Raw genomic sequence first — 14,785 nt, 5'->3', positions numbered from 1 at the left:
TTTTTAAATAGATTTTAAGAGATGATTAAAATTAATAACAAAAAATTAGCTAAATTTTTAGGATTTAAAATTGTACGATTAATCATTTTACTGATAGTTATAGCTTCTATTAGTTTTATTATGATTCAATTATCTCCAATAGATCCTGTTAAAGCATATCTTGGTCAAAGGATAGTTAGTCAAGAGCAATTAGCTATCATTGGACATTATTGGGGTACAGATTTAACTTTATCTGAAAGAGTATTAGGATGGTTAAAGACACTGGCTTCCGGAAGTATGGGTTTTTCATTAATATTCAGAGTACCCGTTACAGAAGTAATCATGCAAAAATTCACAGCTTCATTAACACTTATGGTTACATCCTGGTTAATATCTGCAGTAGTTGGTTTTGGGTTAGGTATACTTGCCGGAGCAAAGGAAGGTACATTGACAGATAAAATAATTAAAACATATTGTTACATATTACAGGCATCACCAACCTTTTGGATAGGACTTGTATTTTTAATGGTCTTCTCGGTATATTTAGGCTGGTTCCCTATAGGTCTATCGGTTCCTATCGGACAATTATCAGATACTGTAACTTTCTGGCAATGGTTATACAGATTAATATTGCCTGCAATAACATTAAGTGTTGTAGGAATTGCTTCCATTACCATGTATACCCGGGATAAACTTATCAACGTTAAGAAAAGTGATTATTTCCTATTTGCTCAAGCCAGAGGTGAAAGCTTTTGGGGAATGATAAAAAATCATGGAATTAGAAATGTATTGCTTCCGGCCATTACCTTGCAATTCCTATCATTTAATGAATTATTTGGTGGAACAATCCTTGTTGAACAGGTATTTGCATACCCTGGAATAGGTCAGGCAACTGTAGCGGCAGGATTAAGATCAGATGTACCCTTATTATTGGGAATTGTAATAGTCAGTACAATTTTTGTATATGTGGGAAACTTTATTGCTGATATAATTTATCAGTATGTTGATCCAAGAATAAGGAGTGTTGACGATGACTGAACTGCCATGGTATAATAAAGGTTTATTCAGCTCATTAAATCTAAGACAAAAAACATTATTAACCATAGGACTTACAGCTTTCGCTTTATTAATAATTTTTGTATCGGGTTTAATGATTGATGCAAATTTACCCACAAATTTTGCTATAAAAATGCAACCCCCATCCTTTGAGCATATTTTTGGTACTGACTGGATGGGTAGGGACATGTTCATAAGAACGGTAAAAGGTTTAAGTTTAAGTATAATCATTGGATTGGGTGCTTCTATAATAAGCAGTATTATTGCAGTTATACTGGCATTCATTTCAAGTATAAACAGACTTTCTGACGAAGTAGTTGCATGGTTAATTGATTTGTTCGCATCAATACCTCATATCTTATTAATAATGATGATATCTATCGCATTAGGAAAGGGTGCTTTTGGAGTCACAATGGCAGTGGCATTTTCGCACTGGATTAATTTAACAAGAGTGTTGAGAGCGGAGATAATGCAAATTAACACATCTGAATATGTTGCCTTATCAGGAAAATTTGGTAAAAGTAAGTTATGGATAGCAAAAGAACATATACTGCCTTTAGTATTATCTCAAGTATTTGTAGGTACTTTATTGGTATTTCCTCATGCAATTATGCATGAATCAAGTGTTACTTTCTTAGGATTTGGTTTATCACCACATGAACCTGCTATTGGTATAATATTGTCAGAATCAATGTCTTATCTTGCAATGGGCGCCTGGTGGTTAGCATTCTTCCCAGGAATTGCATTATTAATAGTTGTATTATTGTTTGACATTATAGGTGATAACCTTAAACGGTTATTGGATCCTTCAGAAGCGAATAACTAGGTTTGGTGGTTTTCATGGAAAAATTATTAGAAGTAAATAATTTATCAATATCCTTTACTCAATATGTTCAAGGTTTGAATCGTCATGAACTTAAAGTAATATCTGACTTAACTATTGATGTTGATGAACATGAAATTGTTGCAGTATTAGGTTCAAGCGGTTCAGGTAAAAGTCTTTTAGCCCATTCAATTCTAGGAATTTTACCTTATAATGCTAATGTTATAGGAGAAATAAAATATAAAGGAAAAGTATTGGATCAAAATTTAAAGGAAGAGATACGCGGTAAGGAGATTTGTCTGATTCCACAGTCCGTTAATTTTTTAGATCCATTAATGAAAGTTTCTCAGCAAGCAATTGGAGAATGTGAAGATGAGGATGAATACGATAGGAAGAAGCTTCATCAAAGGGAAGTATTCGCCAAATATGGATTGGACGAAAGCGTTGATGATTTGTATCCATTTGAACTGTCCGGGGGGATGGCAAGAAAGGTACTCTTGTCCACGGCATTGCTGGACAATCCGGACTTATTGATAGCAGATGAACCGACGCCGGGTTTGGATGAAAAAAGTGTTGAGGAGACCGTTAAGGATATCAAAGCTTTAAAGGATGAAGGAAAAGGCGTTCTATTGATTACCCATGATATAAAGGTGGCCTTGGAGACCGCCGACAGAATAGCCATATTTTATTCCGGATACGTAATCGAGATTAATAATACGGAAAACTTCAGGGATGTCAATAAGCTGCTGCATCCTTATACGAAATCATTAATGGAAGCTCTACCTAAGAACGGTTTTAAATTAACAAAGGGTGTGCAGCCATTGGAAGAAGTTCAAGGATGCGTTTACTATGAAAATTGCCCTGTAAGAAAAGACATTTGTCAAAACGTTAAACCGGAGCTTATAGATGTCGATGGTGTAATGATACGTTGTCATAACTATAGCAAGGAGGTAGAAGATGACTCTCAAGGCTGAAAACATTTCGTTTGCATATAAGAAGAACAAGCCAATATTAAAAAATCTATCTATTTCGGTAAGTCACGATAAGGTCATTGGTTTGATGGGCGATAGCGGTAGTGGAAAAAGTACCTTATGCAAGATAATTGCTGGGTATATAGATAATTATAGCGGAACTGTTACATTGGATGAAAAGGCCATAGATAAGAAAGGCTATTGTCCGGTTCAGCTGATATTCCAGCACCCTGAAAAAACCATGAATCCTAAATGGAAAATGAATAAGGTACTTAGAGAGTCCTGGAATCCTCCCGACCAACTGAAGGAAACTTTCGGTTTGAAGGACAGTTGGATGACAAGATGGCCCAGTGAACTCTCCGGTGGAGAACTGCAGAGATTCAGTATTCTCAGGGCATTGAATCCAAAGACCAAATTTATTATTGCCGATGAAATAACCACGATGCTTGACGCCGTTACGCAAGTACAGATATGGGATTCCTTGATTGACTACTGTATGAAAAACGACATAGGCATACTTGCAGTAAGTCACGATAAGGATTTGTTGGAAGTTATATCTGATGACATTGTTTTGTTCAATGAAATAAATCAGATATAATTTTTTTCTCTTTTTTTGAACGTATTACTTTTTAATTGATTTTTGCCCTAATCGTATTACTTTATCTTATTAAAGTAATATTTAAATACAAGTTTAATTAAACTAAACATATGTAATAATTAATTTATGACATGTATTACTTTTTTAGTCCATTTTGGGTAAAATGTATTACTTCCTGAATAAATTCTTTATTATATTTATTAGTAGGAGAAATAACTATGGATAATAAGATAAAATATGCTATTATAGCATTAGCAGTTATTATCATAGCTATTATTGCAGCTTCTTCAATGCTGGGTAACAGTACAGACGATGATCCAACTCACATCGTCATAACGGTACCTGGACATACAGGAGAGCCTGAAACAGGATTCAACCCACTGACAGGGTGGGGTAATGGACACTTGAACTTCAATCCATTAGTTCAAAGTACATTATTCGGTTCAGATGAAAATGGTAGTTTTGTTAATGACTTAGCGACAAATTACACTATCAGTGAGGATAGGTTAACTTGGACGGTAAACATTAGAGATGATGTAAAATTCACGAACAACGAAACATTGACGGCAAAAGATGTTGCCTTCACCTTCAACGAAGCAAAAGTAAGTGACGGGGAACTTGACCTTACCAATTTGGAGGAAGCAAAAGCAGTCAATGATACTACTGTTGAATTTAAGCTTAAAAAACCACAATCCACATTCATTTATGATTTGAGATATGTTGGTATAGTACCTGAAAAAGACTATAATAACGAATCATATGGTGCAAACCCAATAGGTTCAGGACCATATAAACTCAAACAATGGGATAAAGGTCAACAGGCAATATTTGAATACAACGACCAATACTACGGTAAGGAACCATACTTCAAACAGATTACCATGGTCTTCCCTGAAGAGGACAATGTCTTACAAATGGTAAAATCAGGTCAAATCGATGTGGCTGAAGCACCAATTTCAGCATACAACGAAACAGTAGAAGGATACAAACTGGTAGAATTCGAAAGTCCAAGGGCACAAGGATTCTCATTACCATACCTACCTGATACCGGACTCAAGACAGACAATGGAAACCCTGTAGGTAACAACGTAACCTCAGATCCAGCAATAAGAAAAGCATTAAACATAGGAATAAATCGTGAAGCTATAGTAGAATCAGTATATAAAGGATTTGGAAAAGCAGAATATACCGGAGTAGACTCACTGCCATTTGCCAATGAACAAGCTAAAGTAACAGACAACAAGCCGGATGAAGCTAAAAAAATATTGGAAGAAGCCGGATGGAAAGATACCGATGGTGATGGAATAAGAGAAAAAGATGGTGTAAAAGCATCATTTGAAGTATATTATCCACCTAACAAAGAAGACAGACAATCCCTTGCAACAATCATATCCGAACAGGCTAAAGATCTGGGTATTGAAGTAGTACTTAAATCAGCCGACTGGGATACAATTTACACCAAAATGTATTCACAGGCAGTAGTAATGCAACAATCCTCAGATAACCCATACTCAGCAGTATATCAACAATACCTAAGTAAGGATAAGGAAGGATACCTGGAATCCGATTACAGAAACCCTAACGCATATAACAATTCAGAAGTGGATGCAATCCTCGAACAGGGTATGCAGGCCGGAAGCCTAGAAGATGCAAATCAATACTGGAGTAAGGCAGCATACACAGGAAGTGGAGGATTCGGTCCTAATGGTGATGCACCATGGCTATGGGCAGCAGACAACCACTTCGGATACTTCGTAAAAGACAATGTTGACATGGGAACATTATCCAAATTAGGTCAGGATTATTACTGTAATATCCTTGACTGGAAACGTAAATAATCATATAAAAAAAACTTTAACAAGATAATTAAAGGTATCACCATACTTTTAATTATCATTTTTTTTATTAGGAGGCTTTTATTTTTGAATAATAAAACAAAAAAATTTATTAGAAATAAAGCAATTCATTTCATAGTCTTAATGTTTGCAGTAGCTATTTTTAGTTTTATATTACTTGAATTATCTCCTATAGATCCCGTAAATGCTTATCTTAAACAAGCCGTAATCAGCCCGGAACAAAGGATTGTTCTAGAACAGTACTGGGGCGTGAATCAGCCACTGATTACTAAAGTCTGGGGTTGGCTATGTAACTTATTACAGGGAAACCTTGGAAACTCTTTAATATATCGTATACCAGTTATAGATGTTATTAAAGAAAGATTCATGGCATCTTTTGTCTTAATGGCAATTTCATGGGTACTTAGCGGATTGCTTGGATTTGGATTGGGAATAGTTGCCGGAAAAAATAAGGGTAGCTGGATAGATAAACTGGTAAAACTATACTGTTATATCCTACAGTCAGCACCTTCATTCTGGATAGGATTGGTTATTTTAATCATATTCTCGGTAGAGCTGGGATGGTTCCCTATAGGGATGAGTGTTGCCATAGGAACGGTTAGCTCGGATGCTACAATATGGCAGTGGCTTGCACGGCTGGTACTGCCGACGTTGACTTTAAGTTTGGTTGGAGTAGCTCCTATTGCAATGTATACCAGAAATGAATTGGTAAATGTATTGTCCTCAGATTATATCTTGTTTGCCAGAGCTAGAGGAGAAAGTGGCTGGCCATTGATTGAGAGACAAGCATTAAGAAATGTGCTCTTACCTGCATTGACATTACAGTTCCAGAACTTTGCAGAACTATTTGGTGGAGCAGTACTAGTAGAACAGGTATTTTCTTATCCTGGAATAGGACAAACGGCTGTAGCTGCAGGACTACAAAGTGATGTTACGTTACTCTTGGGTATCGTATTGATAAGTGCAGTATTTGTATTTGTAGGAAATCTACTGGCGGATATAATGTACTACTTTGTTGATCCAAGAATTAGGGAGAATGAGAACCTTGACAGACAGTAAAGAAAAACAAAAAGGAATCTTAAATCTTAATTTAAGAACAAAAACTCTACTTATAATAGTCATTGCATTTATTATACTATTTTCAGTATTTATAAGTAATTACTTTATTGATCATACCGCCGTACTTACAAGTAATTTCTATAATATAAATCAACCACCATCCTTTGAGCATTGGTTTGGTACCGATTGGATGGGAAGGGATATGTTCATGCGTACATTACTTGGTCTTGGAATAAGTATAGGTGTGGGAGCATTTGCATCAGTAATAAGTACCATAGTTGCAATAATCTTAGGCGTATTCTCCAGCGTCAATACCTTGGTTGATGAATTGGTAACTGCAGTAATTGACTTGTTCGGTTCAATTCCTCACATACTGTTAATAATATTGGTATCTCTTGCATTTGGTGGAGGTTATTATGGTGTTATTATGGCCGTAGGTTTAACCCACTGGACCCCGCTTGCCAGGGTACTCAGAGCAGAAATTAAGAAAATCAATACCAGTGAATACATCAAACTATCAAATGAATTCGGAAAATCTAAAATGTGGATAGCTAAAAAACACATATTCCCACTTATAATATCACAAATTATTGTAGGGGTAATATTGATGTTCCCTCATGCAATTATGCACGAAGCAAGTATTTCATTCTTAGGTTTTGGATTGCCGGCTCATGAACCGGCCATTGGTATTATCCTATCGGAATCAATGAAATATCTTAGTATGGGATATTGGTGGCTAGCCTTCTATCCGGGTTTAGCATTATTATTCCTGGTACTGTTGTTTGACTTAATAGGTGAAAATGTGCATAAATTATTGGATCCGCAAAGTGCACAAGAGTAGGTGTTTAGAATGAGTAAATTATTGGAAGTAGAAAAGTTATCAATTTCTTTCTCACAATACTTCAAAGGTCTCCAGCAGAGAGAACTAAAGGTATTATCTGATTTGACGATGGATGTTGATGATCATGAAATATTGGCTGTTCTTGGAAGTAGTGGTTCTGGAAAAAGTTTGCTTGCACATGCAATCCTAGGCATATTGCCAACAAATGCCAAAGTATCGGGTAGTATACGGTATAAGGGCAAAGAAATGGATGATGAATTTAAGCAAGAACTAAGGGGTAATAAGATAAGTTTTATTCCACAATCAGTAAATAACTTAAATCCCTTGATGAAAGTTAAGGAGCAGGCAATAGGTTATATTGATGATGAGGATAAAAAAGAGGAAGTACTTAAAAAGCAGAGAGAAATTTTCAATCAATATAATTTATCCGACGAAGTTGATGAAATGTATCCCTTCCAGTTGTCGGGTGGAATGGCACGTAAGGTTTTAATATCAACTGCATTGCTTAATGATCCTGAAATAATAATAGCCGATGAACCGACGCCCGGTCTTGATGAACATGCGGTTGAAGAAACAATCAACAATCTCATAGAGCTAAAGGAAAGGGGTATTGGTATGATACTCATTACCCATGACATATATACTGCTATAAAAACCAGTGATAGAATAGCAATATTATACTTGGGTTATGTTATAGAGATTACGGATACCAAAAACTTCTCCGGAAATGGTGAAAAATTACTTCATCCATATACAAGGTCTCTTTACAGGGCTCTTCCGGAAACCGAGTTTGAACTGACCGAGGGTCATCAGCCTTCCTATTTGCATATACCGAAGGGATGTCCATATCATGAAAACTGTCCTCATCAGGTAAGGGAGTGTCACTATGAAATTCCCGAACTTAGAGAGGTAAATGGAACGGTTATCCGTTGTTTCAATCCATTGGTGGATGGTGATTAGATATGAATGTATTGAAAGCGGAAAATGTTAGTTTCGGTTATGGTTCACATCAAATTCTCAAGAATCTGAATTTTGAGATGAATAACGAGCAGGTAATAGGGTTGTTCGGTGACAGCGGTTCTGGAAAAAGTACTCTCTGTAAGGTATTGACTGGATTTATAAAGGATTATGAAGGCAGTGTCACGGTCAATGACCAAAAATATAAAAAAGGATATAATCCTATTCAGTTGATTTATCAACATCCTGAAAAGGTTATGAATCCTCGCTGGAAGATGAAGGACGTACTTGAGGAGTCGTGGATGCCTGACGATAATATACTGGATGAATTCGGTATCAAAAAGGAATGGTTTGACAGATATCCTTCAGAGCTATCCGGTGGAGAACTGCAGCGTTTTAGCATATTAAGAGCGTTAAATCCAAAGACACAGTTTATAATAGCCGATGAGATTAGTACTATGCTTGATGCTGTTACACAGGTACAAATATGGAAAAGCCTGTTGACTGTGGCTCGTAAAAACAAGGTGGGTGTACTTGTAGTCAGTCACGATAAAAAGTTATTAAATCGTATATGTGATGATATAATCTATTTACGGGATATTACAGATTAAGGTTAACATTTAACCTTACACTTTTTTTTATTTTTGTCTTTAAAGTTAAATTATTTGAAAAAATAGCTTATTTAATATTAAAAATTAGAAAAATAGAATTATGATTCTATCTTGTCTTCTACTTCATTTATGGAGGTTAACTTGTATACATTTTTATTCAATACCTTTTCCATGTGTATTGTTCCCATTGAATCGTGTGTGTCATCTACTATTTCATATTCTTGATGTAGCCAGAATGCCAATGCACCATAACTGTCTTTTTGTGTGTGTAAATATATTTCATTATATTCTTTTTCTCTGCAGAAATCTTCTATTTTTCTAAGTAGTCTTGTAGCGATTTTATTGTGTCTGTATTCTTTTTTAACGAATAATCTGTAGATGCTGGCCGTGCTGTTTAGGTTATAGTTTCTGTTTTTTATGTTGTCGTTTCTGTCATAACCTCTTACCGCGGCTGTAGCAATTAATTGATTGTTGTCTTTATCTATTACCATGAATAGGTTATTTTTTGATGGATTTATATAATAGTTTTTCAAGTCAATCACATCAAAATGATATTCCGGCACGTAATCTAAACCGTAGCTTTCCTTTATCATTTTAAAAATGAAGTCTTCTACTTGGTATTCTGATAGGTGTTTTTCTTTTAGTTCTATTATTTCAAGATTCATATTTACTCACGTTATTACTTTTTGCCTGATTTAACACACATTTGTATTACTATTGTAATGTATATTATTAATTTAAATTATATTGTTTGTATTATAAATACTTTGTTTTGTATTACAAATCCATGAAAAAAGCACTAAAATGTATTAACAGTAAACTTCTTGCAGAAAGATATCTCATTTCACATTGGTTAAAAAGTAAAAATCTAAATAGAAATTATGACATAAATATATAATAATAAAATTTTTCATTTTAATAGGAAGTGTTTAAATAATGAATATATTAGTAGTAGGTAGTGGAGCAAGAGAACATGCAATAGCAAAGTCCCTTGCCAAAACCGCCGATGTATTTACATATATGGGACGTAAAAATCCTGGACTAGCAAGATTGTCAAAAGAATATGAAGTAGCAGATGAATCCGACTTTGAAAACATTATAAAGTTTGCACAGGATAATGAAATTGAAATAGCATTCATCGGACCTGAAGCACCACTTGAAAAGGGCATAGTTGATGAATTGGAAAAAGTTGGAATTAAGTCTGTTGGACCAAATAAGGATGCAGCCCAAATTGAAACAAACAAGGCATTCATGAGAAAACTTTTTGAAGACTATGATATATCCGGTTCAATAAAATATGGAACATTCTACACACTTGAAGAAGCATATGAATTTATCGATAATTTTAACGAACCTGTCGTAGTAAAACCCATAGGATTAACAGGTGGAAAAGGAGTTAAAATTGTAGGTGATCAGCTTGCAGATAATGAAGAAGCTAAGGAATATGTCAAGGAAATATTCGAACAGAAAATGGGCGGATTCGAAGGAGTGGTAATAGAGGAATTGCTCATAGGAGAAGAATATACCATTCAGGCATTCGTAGATGGAACACACCTCATCCCAATGCCAGCAGCACAGGATCATCCACACGCATTCGTAGGAAACAAAGGACCAATAACCGGTGGAATGGGTTCATACTCCGATAAAAATCATTTACTTCCATTTTTAAGCCAGGAAGAATATGACCAGTCTGTTGAAATAATGAAAGAAACAATAGATGCAATAAAAAAAGAGGCATCACCATACAAGGGAATACTCTACGGTCAATTCATGCTTACAAAAGAAGGACCAAAAATCATAGAATACAATGCAAGATTTGGCGATCCGGAGTCAATGAACGTACTGGCAGTATTCGACTATGACCTGGCAGAAATATCCAAACAAATAGTCGACGGCACTCTTGATAAGGCATTGTTTGAAAACAAGGCATCAGTATGCAAATACATTGTACCGGATAAGTATCCTGACACAAAAGCAGCCGACACAATAGTGGAAGTGGATGAAGAAAAAATCAATCAAATGGATGCACAGGTATACTACGCCGCAGTATATGAGGATGAAAACGAGGACATACGCTTAACTTCATCACGGGCCATAGCAGTACTTGCCGTACGTGATAGCATAAAAGAGGCAGAAGAAGTCTGTGAAGAGGCAATAAAATATGTCAACGGAGAAGTATATCATAGATGTGACGTTGCTACCGAAGAATTATTAAATGAAAAATTAGAACACATGAAGGAAGTTAAATCCTAATCCCCCATTATTTTTTTTGGTGTTTTATAAAGTAATATGACAAATGATACATTTACTGATTTTAAATAACTGAATAATTTTCAAAACATAAATGGAATATCTTCAAGTTAAATCAATTAAATTTTTATTTTTTGTTTGTTCTTTTAGTTCTAAATTATGTATTTTCACTATGTTTTTGTGCTGTTGCCATGAGTGTTTGTTGCATTTTTGCATTTTCAAGGCCCAATATATGATATTGTCTGTATTTCAGGGTGTATTTGTTGTATGCGAATCGTGGTTTTACCATTGGCATTCAATGCTGTCAAGTTAAGATTTTTACTTATTTTTATACCTTAGTTTACTTATTCTAACCAATATTTACTTTAATTTTACTTAATTCCATAGCATATTTAATTATATTAAATATTATAAGTGTTTATTTTATTTGAGCTTATTTTAAGAATAAATTATAGTTTAATTTATATATTACTTATTATATATTATTATTTAGTAAATTCACATTGTGTTTATATTTGTTTTTTATTATTGTTTTGTGTGGATTTGAGTAATAGTATTTTGGTGGTAATTATGTTTTTATGTAATCATTTGTTGGATAATTTAGGAAATTTTAATAATTATGTTTGTGAAAAATATATATTAGGAGAAAATAATTTTGTTCGTAATCGTAAGTTGCCTCAGGAATGTATTATGAAATATGTTCCATGGAATCGTGGACGTACAACTGCATTAGAGGCCTTGTATTTTATGGAAGAATTTTGGGGTGAAATGGATATGGATGTGTCTAAACAGGCTATTTCTGAAAGAAGGATGATTATTGACCCACAGGCATATATTGATATGAATGGTGATTTATTAAAAAGAATATATACGGAACCCGAATTAAAAACATTTAAAGGTTATTATTTAGCAGCTCATGATGGTTCTATATTTGATTTGCCGAATTATCCTACTATCCGTGAAGATTTTGGTATTGAAGATAATATTGATCATTCCAAACATACGGCTACTGCCAGAGTATCTACAATGGTTGATGTACTAAATGAATTTATTTTAAGTTCTACCATTACCAGCAGAAAGTCCAGTGAACCTGATCTTGCCATTGACCATTTAGAAGATGTTAAAAATAAGATTAACCTTCAAAAAACAATATCAATATGTGATAGAGGTTATGGTTCAAAAAAACTAATGTTAAAAATAATGCAACTAAATTCATATTTCGTAATACGGCTAAAAAAAGACACATTCATAGATCAAAGATATAAAATGACTACTGATGATGAAATAATTGAAGTACCACTAACTAAATCATTCATAAAAACAATACAAGACGAAAAATTAAGAAACTATGCAAACAAAGAACAAAAACTCAAAATAAGAATAATAAACATAAAATTACCAACCGGAGAAATAGAAACACTAGCAACCAATGTATTCGATAAAACAATGACAATACAAGATTTTAAAGAAATATACAACAAAAGATGGACAATAGAAACCAACTACGACAAACTAAAAAACAAATTAGAAACAGAAAACTTCTCGGGCCGCAGAAAAATAATCATAGAACAAGACTTCTACTCAGACGTATACGTATTTAACATAGCAACAGTAATCAAACACGACGCAAACCAACAAATAACACGACAACCCCAAAAAAACAACAAACACCAATACAAAGAATACTCAACAAACTTCAACATAGCAGTAGGACTAGTAAAAAAAGAATTACTCAACTTACTAACTCCTGATGAAGAAAAACAACAACAAGCAATACAAAAAATATTCAAAATACTACAAAAAAACCTAATACCCATAAAAGAAGAAACAAAAACAACAACCCGAGAACCAGTAGACTACGGACACAAATTCAACGACAACAACAAAAGATCATTCTAAAAAAAACACACTACAAAAAAATTTCACATAAAAACTATCTTAACTTGACAGCATTGATTGGCATTCGTTTTTTGTATTGTTTTTGTCCATGTGGTGTTTCAAACCTATAGGCCAGTAATTCTTTGGCTTGGCTGGTGTAGTCTGTGAGTACTTTTCCTGTCAGTTTATTGGTTAGACATATGTTTTTTGAAGGGCATTTACTGCATTTATGTGTGTAGTATATTATTCTGTCGTTGCATTTTCCAGGGTAGACTTGTTGATGGGTATTCTTTGTTTTTCTGTACAGACATATCAGTGTTTTTTCTTCATCATATATCCTGTTGTGTTTTTGAAAATCCACATTATTTATTGTTGTTTGATATTTGTTGATGTTATCTTCGTAAGAGATCTTATTTGATGCGATGCTAGTTGTTTGCTTGTATTAGTAATATACACATAATAATAAACTAAAAAATCTATTAAACTTGAAAACAAAAACCGTGAGAAAAAACAGAAAAAAATACCCTAATAAAATAAATATACGTGAAAATAATAAAAATGTTTAGTCTTCAATGAGAGTTGTCGCACACCCTCAAATATATAAAAAAAATAGTTTTAAGAATAAATTAATATTCTTTAAATTATCTAATAGGACTCTGAACTAGCATAATTCTCTTCATTGGAATAACTATCATAAGATGATCTACCAGAGGAACTGCTTGATGAGCTTGATGAATCGCTGCTTGATGATTTGTGTGATGATGAAGAGGATGATGATCTGTACGAATTATCATTATTATAATTACTTGACTGTTTTTCATTTGCACTGCTATATTCATCTGCAGTCGTATTCTCTTCAGGATTTTCATCAGCCGAAGCTTTAATGGTAACTGTTATTGACTTGGAAGATTCCTGATAAGTATCATTTCCCTGATAACTCACATCCATGCTATATTCTCCAACATCTAAGTTAGAATCACTGGTGTATTGATAACTAAATTGTCCATTGGAGTCTGTGGTCTGTGTAGTAGTTTCACCATTTATTGTAATGGTTACTTCGGCATCGGCAATTCCAGTACCGTTTTCATCAACTAAAGTACCTGTTATTGTTGAAGAGGTACCGTTTTCAAGAGTTTGATCATTTAAATTAATGCTTGTACCAATTTTTTCCGTATTGTTTTGTGTGGTGCTTGTTTCATTGGTATTTGTACTATTTTCATTGGTATTTGTACTATTTCCTTCATTTGTAATGCTAGTTGATGGTGTTTCTGTCATTGTTATTGTTGCATTGGGGGTTATGTTGAAAGTTTCATTCAGTTTATCCACAATACTTTGATCAGACGCGGTTATGTTAACAATCTGGTTGTTCTTATCAACCGATGCAACACTGGTCCACATATTATTTGATAAACGGTTGTATATGTAATTTTTATAAACTACGAATCCATTGTATGTTGGTGCAGTAGCCCAAGGATTCCAAAAGATTACGACAAATTTTTGCATTATACCTCTAGGTGGGACGTGTTTTTTAACACTTACAGTTCCAGTAGTTGTATTGTTTGTACTGTTGTTGGTTGACAATACAGAAACTTCCTCCTCAAAATCCTGAGGCATGATGAAGTCTTCAGCTACAACTACTCCTATTAATACTAATAATATTAATCCACCCATTAATATTACAGCACTTGAAGTTCTCATTTTTTTTATCTCCCATAATACTATTAAATTTTTCCTGGTTTTTTCAATATTCACACTTTGTAATAGGATGCATTATTATAATCTGTTAAAATATTTTCATTTATTAAATATTAATTTAGGATTATAATCACCCCATTTTCATGTTTTCTATTGATTATGTATTTTTTTTCATTTTTATTATATTAAAAAGGTTTAGAATAAGTTATAT

At 33.9% G+C, this 14,785-nt stretch carries 15 protein-coding genes; 11 read left to right on the top strand and 4 right to left on the bottom strand.

Going from position 1 to position 14,785, the window contains the following annotated elements; translation table 11 throughout:
- The first annotated feature begins 21 nt into the window (after window positions 1–21).
- The 9 genes from AW729_RS07245 (at window position 22) to AW729_RS07205 (ending at window position 8,751) form a co-directional block, all read left to right on the top strand.
- Window positions 22–1,017, top strand: coding sequence for an ABC transporter permease (locus tag AW729_RS07245; RefSeq protein ID WP_112124481.1), 996 nt, complete (start codon window positions 22–24; stop codon window positions 1,015–1,017).
- Window positions 1,010–1,861 (top strand): ABC transporter permease, encoded by an 852-nt coding sequence (locus AW729_RS07240; protein WP_112124480.1) that lies wholly within the window; start codon window positions 1,010–1,012, stop codon window positions 1,859–1,861. Before AW729_RS07245 ends, AW729_RS07240 begins: the two co-directional genes overlap by 8 nt.
- Window positions 1,862–1,875: 14 nt before the next feature.
- Entirely contained in the window at window positions 1,876–2,832 is a 957-nt protein-coding gene (locus tag AW729_RS07235) for an ABC transporter ATP-binding protein (RefSeq protein WP_112124479.1), read from the top strand.
- Window positions 2,816–3,427 carry an ABC transporter ATP-binding protein gene (locus tag AW729_RS07230; protein WP_112124478.1) on the top strand — a complete coding sequence of 204 codons (612 nt, stop codon included), beginning with the start codon at window positions 2,816–2,818 and terminating at the stop codon, window positions 3,425–3,427. Before AW729_RS07235 ends, AW729_RS07230 begins: the two co-directional genes overlap by 17 nt.
- 218 nt (window positions 3,428–3,645) lie before the next feature.
- The gene (locus AW729_RS07225; protein ID WP_112124477.1) at window positions 3,646–5,265 is read left to right on the top strand and encodes an ABC transporter substrate-binding protein; all 1,620 of its coding nucleotides are present in this window, start codon (window positions 3,646–3,648) and stop codon (window positions 5,263–5,265) included.
- Window positions 5,266–5,406: 141 nt separating this feature from the next.
- The gene (locus AW729_RS07220) at window positions 5,407–6,342 is read left to right on the top strand and encodes an ABC transporter permease (RefSeq protein ID WP_394339569.1); all 936 of its coding nucleotides are present in this window, start codon (window positions 5,407–5,409) and stop codon (window positions 6,340–6,342) included.
- A complete protein-coding gene (locus AW729_RS07215; protein WP_112124475.1) occupies window positions 6,320–7,183 on the top strand; it encodes an ABC transporter permease in 864 nt (287 codons plus the stop codon). The genes AW729_RS07220 and AW729_RS07215 overlap by 23 nt, the downstream gene beginning before the upstream one ends.
- 9 nt (window positions 7,184–7,192) lie before the next feature.
- A complete protein-coding gene (locus AW729_RS07210; protein ID WP_112124474.1) occupies window positions 7,193–8,143 on the top strand; it encodes an ABC transporter ATP-binding protein in 951 nt (316 codons plus the stop codon).
- A 2-nt stretch (window positions 8,144–8,145) separates the two neighbouring features.
- On the top strand, window positions 8,146–8,751 hold the full coding sequence (locus AW729_RS07205; RefSeq protein ID WP_112124473.1) for an ABC transporter ATP-binding protein: 606 nt from the start codon (window positions 8,146–8,148) through the stop codon (window positions 8,749–8,751).
- Between the two features lie 98 nt (window positions 8,752–8,849).
- On the opposite strand, the gene AW729_RS07200 is transcribed toward AW729_RS07205, so the two are convergent.
- On the bottom strand, window positions 8,850–9,416 hold the full coding sequence (locus AW729_RS07200) for a GNAT family N-acetyltransferase (protein ID WP_112124472.1): 567 nt from the start codon (window positions 9,414–9,416) through the stop codon (window positions 8,850–8,852).
- 271 nt (window positions 9,417–9,687) lie between these two features.
- On the opposite strand from AW729_RS07200, the gene purD reads away from it, so the two are divergent.
- Window positions 9,688–11,004 (top strand): phosphoribosylamine--glycine ligase, encoded by a 1,317-nt coding sequence (purD, locus tag AW729_RS07195; RefSeq protein WP_112124471.1) that lies wholly within the window; start codon window positions 9,688–9,690, stop codon window positions 11,002–11,004.
- Window positions 11,005–11,158: 154 nt separating this feature from the next.
- On the opposite strand, the gene AW729_RS11285 is transcribed toward purD, so the two are convergent.
- A complete protein-coding gene (locus AW729_RS11285; RefSeq protein ID WP_162685840.1) occupies window positions 11,159–11,296 on the bottom strand; it encodes a hypothetical protein in 138 nt (45 codons plus the stop codon).
- 395 nt (window positions 11,297–11,691) lie between these two features.
- Between AW729_RS11285 and AW729_RS07190 the strand changes: the two genes are divergently transcribed.
- The gene (locus tag AW729_RS07190) at window positions 11,692–12,900 is read left to right on the top strand and encodes an IS4 family transposase (RefSeq protein WP_162685782.1); all 1,209 of its coding nucleotides are present in this window, start codon (window positions 11,692–11,694) and stop codon (window positions 12,898–12,900) included.
- 34 nt (window positions 12,901–12,934) lie between these two features.
- On the opposite strand, the gene AW729_RS07185 is transcribed toward AW729_RS07190, so the two are convergent.
- Window positions 12,935–13,240 carry a hypothetical protein gene (locus AW729_RS07185; RefSeq protein WP_162685839.1) on the bottom strand — a complete coding sequence of 102 codons (306 nt, stop codon included), beginning with the start codon at window positions 13,238–13,240 and terminating at the stop codon, window positions 12,935–12,937.
- Between the two features lie 284 nt (window positions 13,241–13,524).
- Window positions 13,525–14,577, bottom strand: a complete 1,053-nt coding sequence (locus tag AW729_RS07180) for a carboxypeptidase-like regulatory domain-containing protein (protein WP_112124469.1) — start codon at window positions 14,575–14,577, stop codon at window positions 13,525–13,527.
- Window positions 14,578–14,785: the final 208 nt, after the last annotated feature.

The sequence above is a fragment of the Methanosphaera sp. BMS genome, assembly GCF_003268005.1.
In the GTDB taxonomy this organism is placed as follows: domain Archaea; phylum Methanobacteriota; class Methanobacteria; order Methanobacteriales; family Methanobacteriaceae; genus Methanosphaera.
This window is presented reverse-complemented; position numbering and strand designations above follow the sequence as displayed.

Coding starts and splice junctions, on each gene's coding strand:
- AW729_RS07245 (WP_112124481.1), top strand. CDS start 22: ATGATTAAAATTAATAACAAAAAATTAGCTAAATTTTTAGGATTTAAA.
- AW729_RS07240 (WP_112124480.1), top strand. CDS start 1,010: ATGACTGAACTGCCATGGTATAATAAAGGTTTATTCAGCTCATTAAAT.
- AW729_RS07235 (WP_112124479.1), top strand. CDS start 1,876: ATGGAAAAATTATTAGAAGTAAATAATTTATCAATATCCTTTACTCAA.
- AW729_RS07230 (WP_112124478.1), top strand. CDS start 2,816: ATGACTCTCAAGGCTGAAAACATTTCGTTTGCATATAAGAAGAACAAG.
- AW729_RS07225 (WP_112124477.1), top strand. CDS start 3,646: ATGGATAATAAGATAAAATATGCTATTATAGCATTAGCAGTTATTATC.
- AW729_RS07220 (WP_394339569.1), top strand. CDS start 5,407: ATGTTTGCAGTAGCTATTTTTAGTTTTATATTACTTGAATTATCTCCT.
- AW729_RS07215 (WP_112124475.1), top strand. CDS start 6,320: ATGAGAACCTTGACAGACAGTAAAGAAAAACAAAAAGGAATCTTAAAT.
- AW729_RS07210 (WP_112124474.1), top strand. CDS start 7,193: ATGAGTAAATTATTGGAAGTAGAAAAGTTATCAATTTCTTTCTCACAA.
- AW729_RS07205 (WP_112124473.1), top strand. CDS start 8,146: ATGAATGTATTGAAAGCGGAAAATGTTAGTTTCGGTTATGGTTCACAT.
- AW729_RS07200 (WP_112124472.1), bottom strand. CDS start 9,416: ATGAATCTTGAAATAATAGAACTAAAAGAAAAACACCTATCAGAATAC.
- purD (WP_112124471.1), top strand. CDS start 9,688: ATGAATATATTAGTAGTAGGTAGTGGAGCAAGAGAACATGCAATAGCA.
- AW729_RS11285 (WP_162685840.1), bottom strand. CDS start 11,296: ATGCCAATGGTAAAACCACGATTCGCATACAACAAATACACCCTGAAA.
- AW729_RS07190 (WP_162685782.1), top strand. CDS start 11,692: ATGAAATATGTTCCATGGAATCGTGGACGTACAACTGCATTAGAGGCC.
- AW729_RS07180 (WP_112124469.1), bottom strand. CDS start 14,577: ATGAGAACTTCAAGTGCTGTAATATTAATGGGTGGATTAATATTATTA.